Annotated in this window: 12 protein-coding genes; 5 read left to right on the top strand and 7 right to left on the bottom strand. The window is 35.6% G+C overall.

The features are described 5' to 3' along the window. Window positions 1-360: 360 nt before the first annotated feature. On the top strand, window positions 361-1209 hold the full coding sequence (locus tag RHOW815_RS02025; RefSeq protein WP_215216705.1) for a hypothetical protein: 849 nt from the start codon (window positions 361-363) through the stop codon (window positions 1207-1209). Window positions 1210-1350: 141 nt separating this feature from the next. Here the strand turns inward: RHOW815_RS02025 and recD are convergent, their stop codons facing one another. Genes recD through RHOW815_RS02010 form a run of 3 tightly spaced genes read right to left on the bottom strand, consistent with a single transcriptional unit; the run spans window position 1351 to window position 9466 of the window. Beyond that, window positions 1351-3039 (bottom strand): exodeoxyribonuclease V subunit alpha, encoded by a 1689-nt coding sequence (gene recD / locus RHOW815_RS02020; protein ID WP_215216704.1) that lies wholly within the window; start codon window positions 3037-3039, stop codon window positions 1351-1353. A gap of 2 nt (window positions 3040-3041) precedes the next feature. Beyond that, window positions 3042-6380, bottom strand: coding sequence for a UvrD-helicase domain-containing protein (locus RHOW815_RS02015; protein ID WP_215216703.1), 3339 nt, complete (start codon window positions 6378-6380; stop codon window positions 3042-3044). After that, complete coding sequence (locus RHOW815_RS02010) at window positions 6377-9466, bottom strand: exodeoxyribonuclease V subunit gamma (protein ID WP_215216702.1); 3090 nt, start codon at window positions 9464-9466, stop codon at window positions 6377-6379. Before RHOW815_RS02010 ends, RHOW815_RS02015 begins: the two co-directional genes overlap by 4 nt. A 131-nt stretch (window positions 9467-9597) precedes the next feature. Between RHOW815_RS02010 and RHOW815_RS02005 the strand changes: the two genes are divergently transcribed. Continuing rightward, the gene (locus tag RHOW815_RS02005) at window positions 9598-11217 is read left to right on the top strand and encodes an MFS transporter (RefSeq protein ID WP_215216701.1); all 1620 of its coding nucleotides are present in this window, start codon (window positions 9598-9600) and stop codon (window positions 11215-11217) included. A gap of 132 nt (window positions 11218-11349) precedes the next feature. Here the strand turns inward: RHOW815_RS02005 and rpsT are convergent, their stop codons facing one another. Next, window positions 11350-11640, bottom strand: coding sequence for a 30S ribosomal protein S20 (rpsT, locus tag RHOW815_RS02000; protein ID WP_215216700.1), 291 nt, complete (start codon window positions 11638-11640; stop codon window positions 11350-11352). A 407-nt stretch (window positions 11641-12047) separates the two neighbouring features. On the opposite strand from rpsT, the gene RHOW815_RS01995 reads away from it, so the two are divergent. From RHOW815_RS01995 to RHOW815_RS01985, 3 genes are all read left to right on the top strand, one after another. Then, on the top strand, window positions 12048-13712 hold the full coding sequence (locus RHOW815_RS01995; protein ID WP_215216706.1) for an RNA polymerase sigma factor: 1665 nt from the start codon (window positions 12048-12050) through the stop codon (window positions 13710-13712). Between the two features lies 1 nt (window position 13713). Beyond that, window positions 13714-15804: an ATP-dependent DNA helicase gene (locus RHOW815_RS01990; protein WP_215216699.1), complete on the top strand. Its 2091-nt coding sequence runs from the start codon at window positions 13714-13716 to the stop codon at window positions 15802-15804. A 252-nt stretch (window positions 15805-16056) separates the two neighbouring features. After that, complete coding sequence (locus RHOW815_RS01985; protein WP_215216698.1) at window positions 16057-16506, top strand: hypothetical protein; 450 nt, start codon at window positions 16057-16059, stop codon at window positions 16504-16506. A 975-nt stretch (window positions 16507-17481) separates the two neighbouring features. Here the strand turns inward: RHOW815_RS01985 and RHOW815_RS01980 are convergent. The 3 genes from RHOW815_RS01980 to RHOW815_RS01970 are packed head-to-tail and all read right to left on the bottom strand — an operon-like array spanning window position 17482 to window position 20315. Continuing rightward, window positions 17482-18129 carry a hypothetical protein gene (locus tag RHOW815_RS01980; protein ID WP_215216697.1) on the bottom strand — a complete coding sequence of 216 codons (648 nt, stop codon included), beginning with the start codon at window positions 18127-18129 and terminating at the stop codon, window positions 17482-17484. A 25-nt stretch (window positions 18130-18154) separates the two neighbouring features. Next, a complete protein-coding gene (locus RHOW815_RS01975) occupies window positions 18155-19960 on the bottom strand; it encodes a hypothetical protein (RefSeq protein WP_215216696.1) in 1806 nt (601 codons plus the stop codon). A 22-nt stretch (window positions 19961-19982) separates the two neighbouring features. Further along, window positions 19983-20315, bottom strand: a complete 333-nt coding sequence (locus RHOW815_RS01970) for a hypothetical protein (protein ID WP_215216695.1) — start codon at window positions 20313-20315, stop codon at window positions 19983-19985. Window positions 20316-20434: the final 119 nt, after the last annotated feature.

Raw genomic sequence — 20434 nt, 5'->3', positions numbered from 1 at the left:
TTGATTGTTAAAAATCACAATAGAGATTCTTTCATCGCCTGCCTATTCTTTTTTTAATTCTTCTGTGCACTTCAAACTTGAAAAGACTTTATTAAAATCCAATCAACTGCGGCAGAACCTTTCTCAAACACGATCCCTGGAGTTTTCTGCAATAAGAAGTATAAATTTATCCGAGTTGCTGCAGACCACATAAGTAGATTATGTCTAGCTCTTTTTTATCAAATAATTTCTTCTTGCTGTAGGATTGTGCACTCTCCTGGTGCTCAGCATTATTACGAATCCCTGGCTCGTTATTCGCTTCAAAAAGCAACAAATTTCTTTACCTATATAAAATTTGGAAATGAAATCCTTGATTTCTCTTTGAATACCCCAAATAAAATCAAAGATTTCCGGGAGATTGACGAAATAAAGGCACTAAAAAACTTATATGGCGATACAATTATTAATCAAAGGATAAAAAAAATACAAGATACTTGCGCCATAAGCAAACTTCGTAGATTAGAAATAGGAGAAGGATGCTGTTTAGGCATGAGCTATGATTTTATTTCTAGCTACCTTATGAATGTAAAATTAGGAAAGCCCCCATTAGAAGCTGTTGTCAGTCGTTACAAAGATGGAGCTCCAGATAAGGCTGTGCTTGAACACATCTTCTATAGCGCTACGCATGGGCCTATTCCCTATGAAGAACAGAAAAATTTTGTAGATAAATACTTTAGTAAAATAGAAGAAGACTTCGAAAGAAAGAAGGAATCTTTGGCAAAAATGACAGTTGAAGAACAATATGCTGCGTTAGCACAAATTAAACTAGATTTCAACATACAGTTAAATAAAATAAAAGAATTACCATTAAAATACTATTTAAAAAACGAAGAGGATGTAATAAGCTCTTATGAGCTTACCATAAATATGAATGAAAGTGCTGTTTATAAATTCAAAAAAAGGGAAGAAGAACTTTCTTTTGAAAATTTTACAAAAAATTTAATAGCAGGAGTTTATAAGATAGGAATTTTACTAGAGGGACATAAGGGACATGCAATGGTCTATATTAAAACAAAGGAAGGGAAACATATTATTTACGATCCTAATTTAGGAATTCTAGCAGTTGCTCCGTCTGTATCCGCAACAAAATTATACGAAATAGTAAAGAGTTATACAAAAGAAGAAAATTTCTATGTTACCTTTTTCCCATGTGAACCTATCTTGAATTGAATATAAATTTTTGTTAAGATGCATGGTTTTTTTATTATTTAACCAAAGAATAACATCTTCTTGCAAGATAGAGCAGTTTTTTCAAAAAAATCTAGTTATGCAATTCTTAATTTGAAATTAAACTAGTATAAATTTATACTTTTAAAATTTCATTGCCCTTATTCGGCTTTTTAAACCAGAGACCTTATAGGAGCTATGGTTTAATGTTTCCGTGAGTGTCTGCATAGAGGTAATCAAACACACTTCTTTTCTAGCGCGTGTAACTGCTGTGTAAAGAACTTCTCTGCCAAAGACAGAAGAGCCTGTTGGAAGCACAATCACAATTTCATCGCATTCACTGCCCTGGCTTTTATGCACAGAGAGGCAATAACCTGCTTCAAAAGCTGGTAGAGCTAAAGCGTCTATTTTGCGATACTCTTGTTTGTTTTGGCGATTATAAAAAATAGCATAATCGGTGGTTTTAAGTTGTTTATCGATTACAGAAGTGGTTTTTTGTCGAACTAGAATTCCAGAGTCTCCATTGTAGAGATCTTGATCTGGACTATTGCGTTGAATGAGAATGGGAAAAACCCATAGGTTTTGTAAAGGAGTGTTTTCAAAAGTTTTTTTTAGTAAAAATTGATTAAGAGCATCTACGCCAAGTGGACCTTGGCGCATACAAGAGAGCAGACGAAAGCAATCAATGTAAGGGATCAATTGCTGTGGATTAGGAGAGATGCTAAAACTATAAGGAGGGATTTTTTTCTGACAGAGATCCCAGATTTTTTCATGGGACAGCCCCTCGCTTAAGTCGATCCATTTGATCTTCTGTTCTTGTAGTAATTGTGTGGCTTTCTTTGTATCTGATCTACAAATAGACTGAGAGAATTCTAAAATAGCAGCAGAGTCTGAACGTAAGACTTTTTTTAGTTGTGTTAAGGGAATTTGTAAGAAAGGGGCTATTTCCACCAGATCTGCAAAAATGCTGCCTGATTCCACAGGGGGTAATTGATTTTGATCTCCAATGAGAATTACATGAGAATCTGTTCGTATGAGAGGGAACAATTTTGCAAATGAAGAAGCATCGATCATAGAGCTTTCATCGATTAAAATGACATCTGCAAGTAAAGGAGTGTTTTGTTTTTGAGCTTTATGAAAAATGGCGTGTAGGGTACCAGATTGCCAAGATAGGGAAGGCAGGATTTTTTGTAGGCTATTTTCTAGCTGGGCAACGGCTTTACCCGTGGGGGCTGTAAGTAGAATACGACTCTCTTTCTGCATACACGCCTGTAAGATAATTTGCGCTGCTGTAAATGTTTTTCCTGTTCCTGGCCCTCCGGTAATTAGAGAAAAGGAATGGGTAAGAGCTAAGAGAACTGCTTGTTTCTGCTCGGAGTTTAATCCATTGGTTAATTGTTTAGGGGCTTCATAAAGGGATTTTTTGTTTTCTAATAAGTTAAGTAAAGAAGAAAGAATTTGATTTTCTTGTATTCGATACTTCTGTAAGTAGAGAAGATTCTTATCTAGGCAGATTAATTTATCCATCTCTTGTGCATTTCGATCAATAAGTGTATCTGGAAGAGTGGTTAAAGCAGAAGAAATGAGTTCATGAGGTATATCTACAAGGCCAATTGCACGGAGTTGTTTTTGCAAAGAGGTATTTTCTAGATGTAAGCTAAGGTGACCTTGACGAGAGATAGAAAAGAGAATAGCAAGTAAAAGAGCTTGATTTTCAGGTCCAAATGGAAGCATTTTTTTTGCAAAGTATAGATCTAAATAACAGAAAATACCTTGTTCTAAAAGAGATTTAAGAAGAGGCCAATGGGAAAAATGATTTTTGGAGGGTAACATGGTTATTCCATAAAGGTGGGGTAAAAGTGATAGAATCTTTTGCCTCGAATGAAGTAATAAATAGCTCCTCCAAATAGATCTGCAAAAGGACGAGAATCAAAGAGTTGTATATGCTTTTTAAGAGCCGTAGCATAAATAGATGCTTGCAGAAGATAATTACAGCGATCCATTTCTATGATTAGAGTTTCTTCAGAATAATCGATCTCGTTAGGACCTAGATAATTGGTTTTCCAATCGAGTAAATAATATTTTCCTTGGTATTCAAAACACAGGTCGATAAAGCCTTTCATCATTCCCTGTTTGACAGGAAAGACAAACTCCATTTCTTGTTGCATTTGATCAGAGGTTAGATCAGAAAGGGAAAGAGAAACCTGATCGATGAGAAGAGGTTCTTCTAAAATGAATAGGATTGTTTGTTCAATCACTTGTTGCCAATCTTTTAATAGAGTATTTTGTAGAAGGGAATGAATCAACAAAGAAATTTTATGGAAATCTATCGGACAGTGATAGCATAGTTTAAAGCATTGCTCTAAAATATGGTGAATGATGTTTCCTGTTTCAGGTCCAAGCGGCATACTGCAAAGTGTATTTTTTTCTATAAAGAGGTGGGTTTGTTTTTCTTGTTTTTTTTCTAATTGGGCTATGGCAGTGAACGAGAGCCAATGTTCAGAAGAGATGTTCAGTAGAGTCTCTTCTGGTTTTATGAGAACAGGATCTACTGTTTTTGAAAAATTCGATAGAGGCTCTATCTGCGTGCAGATGGAATAGGTGACATTGGGTTGCAATTCAGAAACAATGGATGCGATAGAGTCTTGTGTTATTGTAGGGATCAGAGCATAAGTTTTTTGCCAACTTGTCTCTTGAAATAGCCAATTACTCAGGAACAATTCGATAGGAGATGCTTCTGCTAATGGTGTTGGTGTTTGCAACTGGTCTAAAATAACAGGGATATACAAATGGTATTTTGCACGTGTGAGGGCAACATATAATTGTCGCATTTTTTCTGCATCGGCTTCTTCTAAGGCAAGTTGGCATTTAGGATCTTCTAGATCACAAGGAATCAATCGATCTTTAATCGTGATATATTCGGGTATTTTTTGACGAGAGGCTAAAGAAAGAGCAAATACTGCATCAAATTCTAAACCTTTACTCATAAAAACAGTCATTACATGCACACTATCTTCTTCTTGTTGAAAAGGGGTTGCAAAACGGCTTTCTTCTAAGGTATCTTGCATATCGTTTAAAGCTCTGAGCAGAGAAATTTCCCGGTAGCCTTGCATTTCTTTTTCAATGAGCATTTCTGCTAGTATGGTTAAATCTAAATAAAGATCTGTTTGCTTAGAAGAGAGAAGTTTTTGTAAAAGAGAGATATCTGGATCAAAACAGGTATGCAATAGAGAATGAAAAAAACAACTAAATCCCTTTTCTTCCCAAATTGTTTTAAGGATTTGGAAGTTTAGCTGTGCTTGGACAAAACAGAGGTGTTTCCAATCTTGAATCAATTGTTGTTTTGTCCATCCAATGATCGCTGTTCCCAGAGCGGTTTTTATTTTACTTGAATCTGTTGGATCTAATATAGCTGTTAAAATTTCTCTAAAGCCAAAGTAAGCATTTGACTGAGTAAGGGCTACACCTCGTTTAAAGTTGGAAGCAATCCCTTGGCTACTCAGAAAAGAAACTACCCTAGCTGCTTGGTAACGATCTTTAACTAAGATAGCGATTTTAGATTTTGGAGTGTGATAATGGGTTTGTAATTGCTTAATTTCTTGAGCAATGAAGACAAATAGCTGTTGATTTTCTGTGAAGATCGTTGGCCACTTGGCCCTTTTACGATAAGTGGCTTTTGCTATGAATAGATGCATAGGAGCTGTTACATAGGGGATGTTTAAACTGATGGGATGAACAGAATGCACATCTAAATAAGAGCGCAGCGCAGGGATAGGCATCCAATTTTTGGTTTTTGTTAAGAACTTATTTAATACTTCAATGAGAGAAGAAGAGCTTCGATAATTTGTATTCAAGTAACGCAAGTGATCTTTGCCTATTATTTTAGCTGCGGATAAATACGTATATAGATCTGCTTTTCTAAAAGCATAGATGGATTGCTTGGGGTCTCCTACAAGACAAAAAGTTTGCGTTTTTGGTGTGAATAGTTGGTGAAATAGTTGCCACTGAATTTTATCTGTATCTTGGAATTCATCGATGATAATTGCTTGAAATTTATTCTGTATCTGTTCTTTTAGTTCAGGATGCTCAATGAGTGCTTGATGAATTCTTCTAACGATTGTATCAGGGAAATACAGATCTGCTTTTTGTAAAAGCAGTTGGAATTTTTTTTGGCATAAAGCGCAAAGTCTTAGGAAATTTTTTTTGGGATCTTTGGCTTGCTGTAAAAGAGGCAAGAGATGGTTTTGCAGTTCTTTAAATAGATCTGTATAGGAAAAGACAATTGCTTTGGCTCGTATTTTACGATTTGATTCGGTAATTTTTTCCAGAAAAGAATTCTTCATAAGCAGCGTATCAAATTCTTCTAGGGTACAGGTTTTCGCTTCCAGAATTCTTCCCCAAATTTCAGCTTCTTTTATATAGTTTTTATCGGTCATCTGTTTGTAGACAGCGGATAACTGTTGAACTTCTTTTACAAGCTTAGAGCTACACACAGAAGGTAATGTAGGGAGCACGCAGAGAAATTGTTGGTGCAAATCTAAGAAGGAAGGAAACGAATCTAGTTTTTTATCCTCTTTGGTCACTTGCATTAAATGATTTATTAGTTGTTCAAGATTAGACTTGTATTGAGAGAGTAAAAAATGCACTTGGTTGGAGCTATATAGAGGGCTTTTCATTTCTGTGCGTAGAACTTGTTTCACAGCATATTGCAAAGTGGATAAATAAGCGTGTTCATCAGGATCATTAAGATTAAATCCATTTTGGGTTTCAAAGGCAAACTCCTGAATCAACTTATAGCAAAAGCTATGCAATGTATAAATAGAAGTATTGTCAAAAAAGATCAAAGCGGACTCAATTCTTTCTTGCGCTTGTAAAAGCTCAGCATTGCCTTTTTCTAGAATAGCTTTTAAATAATCGGGATCGGCGTTTTTCTCTCGGATATTCTTATAGAGACGTTGTAGATTCTGGCGGATGCGCCGCTTTAATTCACGGGTTGCTTCTCTAGTAAAAGTGACTACTAAAATTTGCTCCATAGCAAGGGGATCTTTTGCTTCAAGAATGAGTCTGGCAACTAGGTGCTCAATGGCAAATGTTTTTCCTGTACCAGCAGAGGCTTCTAAAAAATGCGGGCCAAATATAGGGAGATTGCGATCGAGGATATTAAATTCTTTCATAGAGAACCAATGAGTTCAGAAAATACACTTTGGAATATAGGAGTCCAATAGTTCCAGGTTTCTTGGGCGTCAAAACAAAATCCACGACGCTCTAACCATTTTTCATACGCGTCTTGTATTCTTGTGGAAAGTTGATTCTCATCTAGGAGAATTTTTTCGAAATCGCTTTTAGTCCCTAAAAGCAGAGCTTTAGCCCAATTGGTTTTAAGAGGAGAGATAGTTTGACGAGCGTAAAAAAAATAACTAAGATATTTTTGCATAGATGAAATAGGGTCCTTAATTTCCAGAGGTAAACAAGAGTCGTCTTTCAAAGAAAACAAGGAGGCTTTCATATTCATTTCCGATTGTAGAACCAAATAAATCAGATAAATAGGCCATATTTGAATCAAACCTTCTAAATGATTAGATTCTTTAGAAATAAGTCCTTTTATTGATAGATCTGTTAATGTTCCAATGATATGAATCTTTTGATTTTCAAAAGGGATTTCAATAGCAGGAACTATCCAATTACCACACTTAAGCTGCTCTATTTTTCTACATTCTTTAGATAGGCTAACAGAAAAAAGAGAATTTAGTTGTAGGTCAAAATGTAGAAGGGTTTTTTGCATTTGAGCTACTTCTGACTGTAATTTTTTCAGAGCAAGGTCTTTGAACAATCCAATAGGAAGTTTGCCTTGAGCTTCTAATTGCGCAAGTAGTTCATGTAAAGGTCTTGTACGCACTTCTTTAGTGAAAATAGCTTTTTGATAGTTAGAAAATAAAAAATCACCAGCAGGCTCTTCTTTTTCTAAGAATATCTGAAAGACATCCTGGCAGAAAAACCGAATGGGATTTTTGGCTAGCTTGTACAGCTGTTTTACATCAATTATTGGAATCGTTACAGGTTGTGTCTGATCTTGTGCAAGAAAAGGTTTATTTTGTGAGTTAGGAAAATAATAAGATTTAGCTGCTTGATAATCGATTTGTGATTTTTTTATCTGAGAATGATCTTGAAAGTAGATAGAGTCAAAAGGCAGATTTGGATGGTCGATGATTTGCAGCGCTACACAGGCTTGCAGCTCTTCTATGAGAAAAGAACACCCTTTGGGTTTTTGATCTTTAGAATCTATTCTCTCATAGCTGAATAAAAGATGCTTTTGAGCAGAAAAGAGCGCTTCTAATAATAGATAACGATCTTGCTCTGCGCATGTAGGGATATAATCCAATCCTGGGTTTTGGGATAGTTCTGATAAAGAAGAGCTTTGGAGCATTCGAGGAATGAGCTCTTCGTTCATCCCTAACATCCAAATCACTTGGGAAGGATAGATACAGCCTTCTTGTAAAGAACGGAAATGGATTTGTCTTAAATGTTGTGTTTTTTGGAATTTGGTTTTTTTACGAAGTAGCCGATCCATAATGCGTTCTATGCTCTCGTAATTATGCAAAAGAGAGAGGTTTTGAGATCTTTTTTGCAGCTGTTTGATTTCTCGTAAAAACTCATTATTTTCTACATCAAAATACTTTAATAAAAGGGCTTCTATATATAATAGCCACGATCCAATAGTCATTTTTTCAGATCGCAAGGGCGATAAATCCTGTTGTAAAGACGTAAATACGCACAAAAAGTCGGAAAAAAGCTCTATATCTGTAAGAGCAATCACATCTATAGGCCAGTGAGACTCTAAAGGTTCTAGAGTAACAATGCCTAGTAAAAGACGAGAAATACCAGCATCCCAATTACAAGCCTCTTCTTCTTGACGAATAGAAGCTGTTTTTAACCACTGTTTAATTTGTTTAGACCGATCAAGACTCCATCCTTGTTTTGCACAAAAGATCGTTTCTTCTAACAAGGCATAAATAGAATTTAGAGAAAAGCTTTCATCTAGTACTTTCTTTAGTAAAAGAAAACCGTGAGCTGTGCTATTAGAAAAAATAGGTACATTTTCTATGGTATAAGGTAGTGGATGATTTGCAAAAATCATTTCGATATAAGAGGCGTACAATGTTATATCAGGAGCTAATACGATGATTTGATCAAGAGAAATAGAATTTTTTTGTATAAGAGTTGTAAGAATATCAAAAAGGACTTCTACTTCGCGAAGTTTTGTAGGAGCGCTATGTAATTGTAGGGAAGAATCGGCTTGGGAGATGGGTTTTGTGCGCTCAAAGCAAAGAATCTGTTCTTGCAATTTTTGTAGGTTGTTACTTTCTTTTTTTAACTCGTAGATTTCTGTGCTTGTTAAGGAAAAGAGGTCGAGGTTTTTTAAAAGAGCTCTTCCTAGCTTTCCCCAATTAGCTAGGAGAGGATGCGCTGCTGCATCATAATGATTTAGTTCTTCTCTTTTCTCAATGCTGATTCCTCTTTGAGCTAGTTTTTTTCGTAAGTAGGACCTTTCGCGATCTGTATGAACATCTTCCCAAAAGAGCTCACAAGGAGAGAAGAAATAAAAAAGAGACCCGACTTGTTTGAGTATTTTTAAATAAGAAAGAGGGAGAAAAGAAAACCCAAATACAAAAATGGATCTAGTCTGTGTTTGCAAAAATTGAGTAGCTTCTAGAGGATAGGTCCAGTTAGGGTAAGAAGAGAATATTTGATTCCACAATGTTTGTTGCCAACCTGATTTCTTGATCCAGATAGGTAAAAAATGTAGTCCATAGGCACCATATTCTTCAAATATATTAGACAGTTGATCGCTAAGACCTATAATTCTCTTACTTCTTTTAGACTTCTCTTCACAAGCGATATAGGAATACAGTTTGCTCATTTCATCTTTTTGCCAAGATTGTTCGATAATCTCTTCTAGTACCAGAGAAATTTCTATAGAATCCGGCATTTTTTTCCCAAAAGGAAATAGCCATTCATTGATGGCCTGTTTTAAAGAAAGAAATTGGATTCCTGTAACAATTTCCAGCTCTTTTGCAAAAAAACCAATTAGATATTCCTTAATGGATTGACTAGGTGTGATAATGATTTTTTTACTAAAGGGATGTGTCGAAGAAGCAATTAGATCTTGTTTTAGTTTATCGGCAAGACTTTCTATATTTTGGCTAAATGTACAAGGTAGAGCTATTGAAGGACAAGAGATCTCTTCTTTACAAGATTTCATTCTCGCTCTCTTTTGTTGAGCTTGTTATAGTGTATGGGAAGAATCCATTTTAATCTTAGTATATTATTCTTATGTGTTTTAGACAGCTTTTTAAAAGGATCCCCTCTTTTTCCAAAACAGGCCGTTGCTCTTTGGCCTGTTTAAATTTAGCTCAAGCGCTAGGGGTTGTGAATGATAATATTTTTAAATTCACAATGGTGTTTTTGCTGATTGAAACTTTAGGGGATATGAAAGCAAGTTTTATTCTTTCAGCAACGGGTGCCATTTACGTAATCCCCTTTTTACTTTTTTCTTCTTATGCGGGAATTTTAGCAGATCGCCTAAGCAAGCAGAAGTTGCTTGTTTTTATGAAGGGAATTGAAGTTCTTGCAATGGGTATTGCTATTGTTGCTTTTGCAGCAAGAGTCCCTTGGCTCTGTTACAGTCTTTTATTTATTTTAGCTGTTCACAGCGCTGTGATGAGCCCTTCTAAATACGGAATGATCCCAGAGCTTGTTTCCCAGCATATGGTTCCCCGAGCAAATGGATTAATTACCTCAGCATCCTATCTTGCTATTATTTTTGGCACTTTTTTGGCTTCTTTTTTAACAGAAAAGACTCATAGCCAATTTACTTGGATTGCTTGTATTTGTTTTATGATTGCACTGGGAGGTTTTTTTGCTGCTTTAGGCATTAAAAAAACACCAGCGCAAGCGACAAGAATAAAGGCCCATCCTTTTTTTTTAAAAGAGATTTACTATACCTTGAAAATCGCCTCTTTGACACCCCATTTAGTTACAGCGATTTTTAGTTCAGCATTTTTTTTATTTATTGGTGCTTTTACACAACTTAACGTAATTCCTTTTGCCATCCAAACCCTGCATTTAAGCAAGATTGCAGGGGGGTATTTATTTTTGGTTTCTGCTTTAGGGATTGCTGCAGGGGCTTTTTTGGCAGGGAAACTCTCCAAATATAAAACATCTTTAGGACTCTCTTGTGTAGCTTGCTTGGGCATTGCGATTAATTTTTTGTTTTTATCGATTACCACAAGTTTACCTCTTGTTGTTATCTCTCTAATTTTAATTGGTGCATTTGGGGGATTATTTGCTGTACCTTTTGACACATTTATTCAACTCAATAGCAAAGATGAAAGAAGAGGACAAATGATTGCAGCTGCTAATTTTTTTAGCTTTACAGGAGTATTTATTGCTTCTCTTCTTCTGTATGTATTTAGTCAATTTTTAGAACTCTCTTCTGCTAGTGGTTTTGCTGCTGTTGCAGCGCTTACCCTTCTGGTTTTTTTGGTTTTAATCTCTCGATTATCTGAATTTTTCTTTTCTTTTGTAGCAAAAGTATTCTTCTTTTTTTCTTCTCCGTGTCGTACGGAGTTTTCCGCTTTGGAGATAAATCTTTCTTCAATATTCATTTTAGAAAAGCCTTCTTTTCGCAAAGCTTTTTTTTTAGCAAGCAAGTTTCCCATGATGCATTTTCTTTTTCCTTCCAACAGATCTAAACAGCCTTGGTACTATCGCTTTGTATATTCATTACATGCAGCTCCTAAGGGTCTAGATATAAGAGAGCTGATTGCTTATGCACAAACACAACTTCTTCCAGAAAGACCTATTTGCTTATTTTTTAGAAAAACTTTTCAGATTCCCACAGCGGCTATATATGGATGGATTGAGTTATTTCAAACCGAACCCCTGGTCTTTTTCGTCCGTTTTTACAAAGAAAAAACAGGTTGGGTGTGCAAATTAGAAAAAAAAGATTAATCTTTTAAAGACTGTTTCTAATTATTAAAAGACGTTTCGATCTTTAGCTTTGAGGCAAAAAAGAACTCCGGCCATACATGACCGGATTTTCATATCTTTGGAGGATAAGAAATGATTTAAGCAAAATTCAAATTATACAGAAGCTTTTTTCGCTGCTGTGCTTAAACGGGCTTTTAGGCGACTGGCTTTGTTGATTTTAAAGACCCCTTTTTTAACCCCTTTATCCATTAAACTATAGACTTCACTAAGTTTTTCTTGAATGAAAGAAGCATCTTTTTGAGCAAGGGCTTCTTTTAAAGATCTTGAAGCGCTACCAACTCTTGCTTTAAGCACGCGATTGCATAGATTGCGCTTTTTGCTTTGTATATTGCGTTTCTCTGCGCTAGGGCGCTTTTCTTTCTTGTCTTTTTTTTCATTTGCCATAAGTTTTCCTTTGGACTTAAAGATGGAAGAAATATAACTTAAAAGAACATAATTCGTCAAAATGCTTTTAAGATAAAATTTATTTTATGAATAGGGTGTGAATAATAATGATGCCAACGACTTAATCGATAGTAGCATGCTAAAATTGCCTCTATCTTAAACAGAATCGCAAAAAGAGTTCTATAGAAAAAGTTTTTCCTGTTAAAAAAATTATACAAACTTTTATCGTATTGGGGATAATACAGATATTTCACTTTTCTTAAAAAAAATTTTATAGTTTTAATAGAAAAAGTAGACTTTTGATGTTAAACAATTTTATAAGAGGATAATAAATATAGAGTAGCTTGACAATAAGAAAGATTATTATCAAAATCGATTCATAATTTACTTAAATTAATTAGAGTCACATATCAAAAGGATTATTTAATAATTTGTTTACACAACAGCATCAACAAAAAGTCGAAGAACTTGTCGCTATAGCTAAAGAACAAGGGTATATCACATACGAAGAAATTAATGAAATTTTGCCTATGACATTCGATTCTGCTGAACAGATCGACCAGGTTTTAATTTTTTTAAGCGGTATGGATATTCAAATCCTTAATCAAGTTGAAGTAGAAAGACAAAAAGAGCGGAAAAAAGAGGCAAAGGAGCTAGAAGGATTACCTAAGAGATCTGAGATAACCTCTGATGATCCGGTACGTATGTACCTCAAAGAGATGGGTTCGGTTCCTCTATTGACTAGAGAAGAAGAGGTTGAAATTTCTAAACGCATTGAGAAGGCGCAAATTCAAATAGAAAAAATTATTATGCGTTTTCGTTATTCAACGCGTGAGACCATCTCAATTGCTAACTATCTCATTTCCTCCAAAGAGCGTTTTGATAAAATTATCTCAGAAAAGGAAGTCGAAGACAAAAACAATTATGTAACTGTACTTCCTAAACTATGCATGTTGCTTCGACAAGAAGATCAAATCTTAGAAAATCTTTTGCGTGAGCTTTATAGTACAGAAGAGAAAAAAATCGATAAGGTAAAACTTGCAGAAGAAATCGAAAAGTGTCGCATTCGAACACAAGCTTATTTGAGACGAATGCACTTTCGTCACAATATCATTGAAGATTTTGGCGAGGTGATCCTTAACGCTTACGAGCGATTTCTCATATTGGAAAAAGAGATACAAGAATTAATTCCTCGAGCAGAGAAAAATAAGTTCGCCGCGGGAAAACTGCGTGCAGTAAGGCGTAAACTATTAAATCGTGAGTTAGCTGCAGGGCGCACATTAGATGAATTTAAAAAAGATGTTCGTATGTTGCAGCGCTGGATGGATAAGAGCCAAGAAGCCAAAAGAGAGATGGTGGAATCTAATTTGCGCTTGGTGATTTCTATTGCTAAAAAATACACCAACCGTGGCTTGTCGTTTTTAGATTTGATTCAAGAAGGAAATATGGGATTGATGAAAGCTGTAGAAAAATTTGAGTATCGACGTGGTTATAAGTTTTCTACTTATGCTACTTGGTGGATTCGTCAAGCTGTAACCCGTGCAATCGCTGATCAGGCAAGAACCATCCGCATTCCTGTGCATATGATTGAGACAATTAACAAGGTTTTACGTGGAGCTAAAAAGCTCATGATGGAGACAGGTCGAGAGCCTACCCCTGAGGAACTTGCTGTAGAATTGGGTATAACTCCTGAACGTGTGCGTGAAATTTATAAAATTGCTCAACATCCTATTTCTTTACAAGCAGAGGTTGGAGATGGAGGAGAGAGCCAGTTTGGAGATTTTCTAGAAGATACAGCTATTGAGTCCCCAGCTGAAGCAACGGGCTATGCGATTTTAAAAGATAAAATTAATGAAGTGCTTGCTACTTTGACAGACCGGGAGCGCACAGTATTAATGGAGCGCTTCGGTCTTATCGATGGAAAACCCAAAACCTTAGAAGAAGTAGGAGTGCGTTTTAAAGTTACAAGAGAGCGTGTCAGACAAATTGAAGCAAAAGCGCTACGTAAAATGCGTCATCCCACACGTGCTAAACAATTGCAGGCTTTCTTGGATCTGTTGGAAGAGGAATAAGTTGTTCATTCGCTCTGCTGAGCAATTTTTTGCAGCTGTTTTTTCTGAAACAGGGCTGTTACAAAAACTGCCTAGATTTGAAATTCGAGCTGGACAAAAAGAAATGGCTCTTTTGATTCATAATGCTTATCAAGCCCAAGAAATTGTTTGTATTGAAGCAGGAACCGGTACTGGCAAAAGCTTAGCATATCTACTGCCTGCGATCTATTGGGCTATTCAGCATAAAAAACGCACTGTGATTTCCACTCATACTATTGCACTACAAGAGCAATTAATGAGTAAAGATATCCCTTTCTTACTCAAAGCATTGCAGATCGATCTAAAAGTCTCTTTAGCCAAAGGGATGAATAATTATCTATGTTTAAAGAAACTAAAAATAGTAGAAGAGCAGATTTTGTTCTTTCCTGAACAAGAGATTAGACTATTGCAAGCCTCAATTAAAACAGCTGAAGAAGGCACTCGCTCAGAAATGCCATTTAAAGTTTCCCAACCCATTTGGGATAGAATATCGGCAGAGAGGGATAGCTGTGATCACATCCGATGCCCTTACTATAAGGAATGTTATTTCTTCAAAGCTCGCAGGCAAACCTTAGAATCGCAACTTATTATTGTTAACCATCATCTTTTATTAGCGGATTATAAATTTAGATTACAGCAGGTCAAAGATTCTCCTCTTCCTTCTTATGAGTATCTGATCATTGATGAAGCACACCATTTAGAATTAATTGCTCTACAAAGCAGTGCAGAACGATTAGACAAACGCTATCTCTTATATCTTTTGTCTCGTTTGTTTTCAGAAACTCAACCAGAGAGCTCTTTATGTGGGCTAATTAGAAAAGATCTTTTAGGGTTTAATCGCTACTCCTTAGAACTCCAGCAGAAAATAGAAATTGATATACTCGGACAAAAAAAAGTTTGTAATTTACAAATAGAGCAGGTTTTCACGCATGATTATTTTAGTAAAATAGATGCTAAGTATCGCATTACAGATGCCTTTAAACAAACCTCTGTCTGGAAGGAAGAGATCCTGCCATCTCTTGCTATGCTAGCAAAAGAGCTAACAGGGCTTGCTGTTATCATTCAGGATTTAAAGCAAGAGTTAGATCAATACTCGGAAGAAAAGTTACATACATATGCACTAGAGTTGCATTCTCTTAAGATTCGTTTAGAAGAAGAAGGTAAAAAGATTTCCCTGTTTTGTACAAATGATCCGAGCTTAAAAAGAGTACAATGGTTGGAGAGAACCGCTCAGAATCTCTCTTATATAGATGCAAATCTAGATATAGCTCTTTTTTTAGGTAAGCAATTTTTTACTCCTTTACACGCAGCTGTTTTATGTAGCGCAACGCTTACTACGCAAAATAGCTTTTCTTTTATAAAACGTACCTTAGGACTAGATCAAATAGATAAGGTAGTTCAGGAAAAGATCTATCCTTCTCCTTTTTCTTTTGATACCCAAGCGCTTTTTTTGGTTCCCAAAGATTTACCTCTGCCTTCAGATCTACACTTCTTGTTACATATTGCGCAAACAATAGAGGAAATGATAGCAATTAGCCAGGGGAGTGTATTTGTGCTATTTACCTCTTTTGAGATGTTACACGATTGTTTTCAGAGATTGCAGAGCTCCTATCCTATCCTCAAACAAGGGGATCTTCCTCGGCATATGTTGCTTGAAAAATTTAAACAAACCCCAGGGCAGGTTTTGCTAGCCACAGATTCTTTTTGGGAAGGAGTTGATGTTCCAGGAGATGCGCTAAAATGTGTGATTATTGTAAAACTCCCCTTTGCTGTTCCTTCCGATCCTCTGCATGAGGCCTATATAGAAGCGATGAAGCAAGATGGCAAAAATCCTTTTTTGGAATATAGTGTACCCCAGGCAATTATTCGGTTTAAACAAGGTTTTGGAAGACTGCTTAGATCACAGCAAGATAGAGGGTGCGTAATATGCTTAGATCATCGTCTAATAAGCAAATCATACGGCAAGCTTTTCTTAAATAGCCTTCCCTCATGCAAAAATTATTTTGGCTCAAAAGAAGACGTATATAAAGAAATGAGAACTTTTTATGAGAATAAAAGAAATGCTTTAGCGTAAGATTTACTTTTTACCTAAGGGCTTTTTTAGGATTGGCTTAAGATTTCAGATCCCCTTGTAAAAAGAAAATAGGAGAAAAAACAACAGTAAAAAATTCTTTTCTTTTCTTATTCAATTTAAAAAAGTACACTAGTGTAATTGTTCAAATCATTTTTTTAGTGATTTTTCTAGCGTGGTTTTGAACATTCTAAACTTCCCATGTTTTATAAATTTTTTAAAGTTACATGTTACAGCTGTAATGAGGAGAAATAAATGAAAAAATATATGATCCTAGCTTGTACTATGGTCTGTCTGTCGATTTTTGCAGACTCTACTATTAATTCAGAGACCGGAGAAACTTTTCTTGAAGATATGGAGATTGTTAATCTCTGTGATTTAACAGAAGATGATCTATTACAGGTTACCCAGGGACTGCATCCTGACAAAATTATTGAATTCTCAGCCAACACTACTTTACCTATTGACTGCTATTTAAGAGGGGACTTGATTAATTTAGTACAAAACGTGGAAAAGTGGGGAGTAATAGAAATAAAACAAACCTTTTATGCTAGATGTACAGGTAAAGAATTGCTTTTTAGTTCTGATTTAACTGAATGGAAACCTTTATTGGAATTCATTACAGGCGAGGCATTTGTTATCTTAAGCCTTCAAGATGGGCAAACATTCCTTGCAATTGGGACAGAACTAATTAGGCGCACATAGGATTCAAGTTTATATGAGCTTAGAAGCTTTCCTGTTTTTAAGCTCATCATATATCTTTTTCAAGCTAGGTAAAATCTCTAAGGTTTTATCTGCTTCTTTCTAACCCTGTGTAGGTTATTTTCTCCTTGCGCAGTTTTTCCTTTGCAGTTCCTCAAGTTATCTTTTACGATTTTAATCGTCTAAACTGATTCTTAATAGCCAACGCGAATTCTAATCACTCCAGGATCCTATTGGAACAAGTCTAGACTAACCGTATTAGTCAATGTATTAATAGGATTATTTGTAGTAAGGACAGTAAATTTATCAGATCTTTCCACTATTTTATACAGTAAAGCAAAAATACCATCGAATTACAAGCGCCTTAAAAGATTTTTTACATGGCTTATTTCTGTAAATAATTATCCTTATTTGACTATGAAATTTGTGGTATTGGTTTTAGGTCTCAAAAAGGCCCTTTCAACCTCGAAGTGCACAAAAAAGAACATATAAATACTTGAAAAAACATCTATTGTGCACCCGAGCATAGCATGTTTGTAGATAAGCTCCTAAACGCTTCTAGTGGAGTTTCGAAGTTGAGAGCCTTTCTAGGTCTGTTATTTAGTATAAGTTTCCACCCTTTCCATATCCTTAGAAGTAGTATCTAAAAAGCTTTGTGTTTTAGGAAAATATTGCCTAACTAGTTAAAATCGTACCAAACCTTCCCATTTCCGAAGGAGTTGAACTAGCACGTGGAATATTTCCAAGGCTGTGGATAGATAGTAAAAAATGCAGCTTTTTTATTAAAGCTGCGGAAAACTACCACAAATACTACAACGAAAAACTAAACGTTTACAGCGATCGACCTATTCACGACTGGTCTTCTCATACAATGGATGCTTTTCGATACTTGTCCATTATCCAAAGCAAGAGAAGAAACAAAGGCATGACGGAAGAGGAAGCTGAGCGCATGCAAGCGATGTACCAGGTTCGCCATATTTAATCAAATGATACTGGATGTTCAGGTATGTAATTCGGATCTCGACGATGCATAAGATCTTCTTGTGTCGGTACGTATTCAGGTTCGTAAGTCGGATCTCGATGAAGATAAACATCTTCTTGATAATTCATAAATTTGGGTTTCACTACTCCTGCTGCACATCGAAGATCTTTTTTATGTCTCTCGCTATGCAAAGTACCTTGTTTAGCACAGAGCAAGTTAGTTTTAAGGCATTCTATTTTTAACATTGTAAAGAACTTAGGATCTATACAAATCCCCACCAGATCGTCAATACAATCAATAGGAAAATATATTAAACGCAAAATATCCAAGGGCATGTTGACGAATATCTCTTTCAGTCCTTTTTGGGCATGAGGAACTTTATCGCTGATAAATGGAGTAGATAGCAGGGTAGATGAGCCTTTAAGAAAGGCTTCTGCAATGCTAGTCACTCTTGTAGCAATGGTAATAACATTGGCTCCCATCCATACGCTAATCACAAGAGGTCTTATTAAATGTTGAGACTGCTCGGTATATTGTCTCTCGTCTGCTTGCTTATCCAACCAATTGTATATACCTGATTGCATGTGACAGTTAAGTAAGTAAGAAGCCGATGGCGAACAAGTAAACGAAAAATGTTCTAGCATAAGAAAACTCTCTAAATGTAATGGTTTATATTTTTATATTAACAAAGAGGTTTTTTTCCTGCTCTTTGAATGTATCGGTGAAAGCTCTTGGCCAAGCAAACATCCCGCTATGAAAATTTTTTCCTAATTGAACGTCTACCATAGCAACAGACTTTTTCGTCCATGTAAAGCAATTGTCCAATCCTCCAGAGAACCAGGAATCTGATCCGGTGACTGCCCATTCAATTTTTTCTCCTCTTTCTGTTTGTTCTTCATGTAAACGTTGTTGTTTAGCAATCTCTTGTAGCATTACTATAACTTGTTTAGCCGGTCTCACCCACACTTCAGTTCTCCGCATTCCCTGCGGAATATACATCTTTAACCTTCTTAACGAATAAAGTTTAGAGCGAATAGGTGGATTGAATTCAGATTTGTGTATGAAATACTCTCCATTTGGTACAGATCCTTGGAAGTATTCATTGGCAAGACCTTCAACTATAATTGCGGTGTGATTTTTAGAGGGGCCTTTTAGTCCATTTACTATAGTCACAGTCCAAGTAAACTTGCTAACACGCATTCTAGGGTCAATTTCACTTGGGAGACTGATTGGTTCGATTTCAATTAACTTTTCCGGAGATATTGAAGATAACAAGCTTACTCTTTTTTCTAAAAAAAATGATACATTGTTAATGTGGTGTTCAATTGGGTAATGGGCATGATTTTTAAAAACCTTGATAACGGCAGCTGCGCCAGCGACAAAAGCCAAATACCCGGCAGCTCCTGCTGCAATAATCCCTAAAGGAATACCCCCGAAAAATACACCCGCAGATCCTATTGCACTAATTGCATTATATGATAAATAGACGGCTCCAGGACCGGTTCCAAGGATCCCTATGGGTCCTGTTATGTTAAAAATGTCTTTATTCTTTTTTTCTATGCACTCTGTGTACTTTTGGCGTTCTTCTATAACTAAATCTAGTGCCTCGCGTTCTTTTTTACCAATTTCAATATTAAGAGACGCGTCGATCTTTAATATTTTTTTACATCTTTCTAAGACGGATTTAACTTCATTACATAGCTCTGTTTTGGAGTAAAGTTCTTTCTGAATTCTTTTTATTCGGTCATCTAAGTCCGGTTCAGAATAATACTCAATTACGGCTTGCAATTTTTTTCGTTCTTTTAAAAGAGGTTTTAATACTTTCTCGTATTTTTCTATAGATTTTTTACACCTATCTAATCTGCTATTTATTTCTTTATATTCTTCTCTGAGAAACTTAGAATCAATTATCCTTACTTGAAAATCAGTCATTAAACAATACAAAAGAGGCATGTTATCGAAGGTTTCTGTTTTGATTTTCTCAATCAGCTCAATTGTTTCTGGGTGGCATTGTAAAGAAGGAATTGTAGTTTTTTGAAAATCAAGAAAACAGTTTTCGTTTGTAGATTTCTTAAAGATATTCCAAGCTAAACCTTCAAGTCCGCAAACCAGATTAATGTCTATACTTTCTTCTGCATCATTAATTTCCCAGGTTTTGTAGATTGAACAAAAGTTCACAAAGCCATTATCTCCTACCATGACTGCAGATCTTTTTAAATAAGAAATCATCTCCTCTAAATTGTCTTCTTCTGAAATCTCAATACAATTAGTACAGAGTTCTTTTTGGTCTCTATCTATTGTTTTGTATTTTAAAGAACCTTGTTCTTTAATTAAAGAGACCACGAAATCATTTATATCCCATTGATGAATAACTTCCTTTGTTGTTACAGATCCTTCGTCTTTTATTCCACTGGTAGAAGGCAAAGGTTGTTGATGGAAGCCAGAAGTAATTGAATTAAACTGACCAATGCTCATACAAAACTACCCAAGTTAATTTTTAATGTTTCGTAATCCAATTAACTGTCTTATTAACCAACGCTGATGTTGTCAGATCTATACTTGTATGAATTGATGTTTGAGCAGCTTGTTTGCTAATAGGCTTAGCTATATCAATAGATTTAGCCATAATATCTGCAGCAGTAGATGAAAAAGTTTTTGCAAAGATGTTTTTACTGCAAGAGTGAGATTTTTCAATAGAAGCATCTGAATATGCCCCTAAAGCATTTTTAGCCGGAGCGGTATATTTTTTAGCTTCTGTATTTGCTTGTTCTTTCAAAAAATTTTCAAATCCAACGTGTCTTGATACTGCGTTTCCTACTGGTGATGACATAAAAACTCCTAAGTTTAGATTTAATACGGAGTCTTTTCAAGTTTGAAGTGCACAGAAGAATTAAAAAAAGAATAGGCAGGCGATGAAAGAATCTCTATTGTGATTTTTAACAATCAAAC

Source organism: Candidatus Rhabdochlamydia sp. W815 (assembly GCF_018642185.1).
GTDB classification, from domain to species: Bacteria; Chlamydiota; Chlamydiia; order Chlamydiales; family Rhabdochlamydiaceae; genus Rhabdochlamydia; species Rhabdochlamydia oedothoracis.
This window is presented reverse-complemented; position numbering and strand designations above follow the sequence as displayed.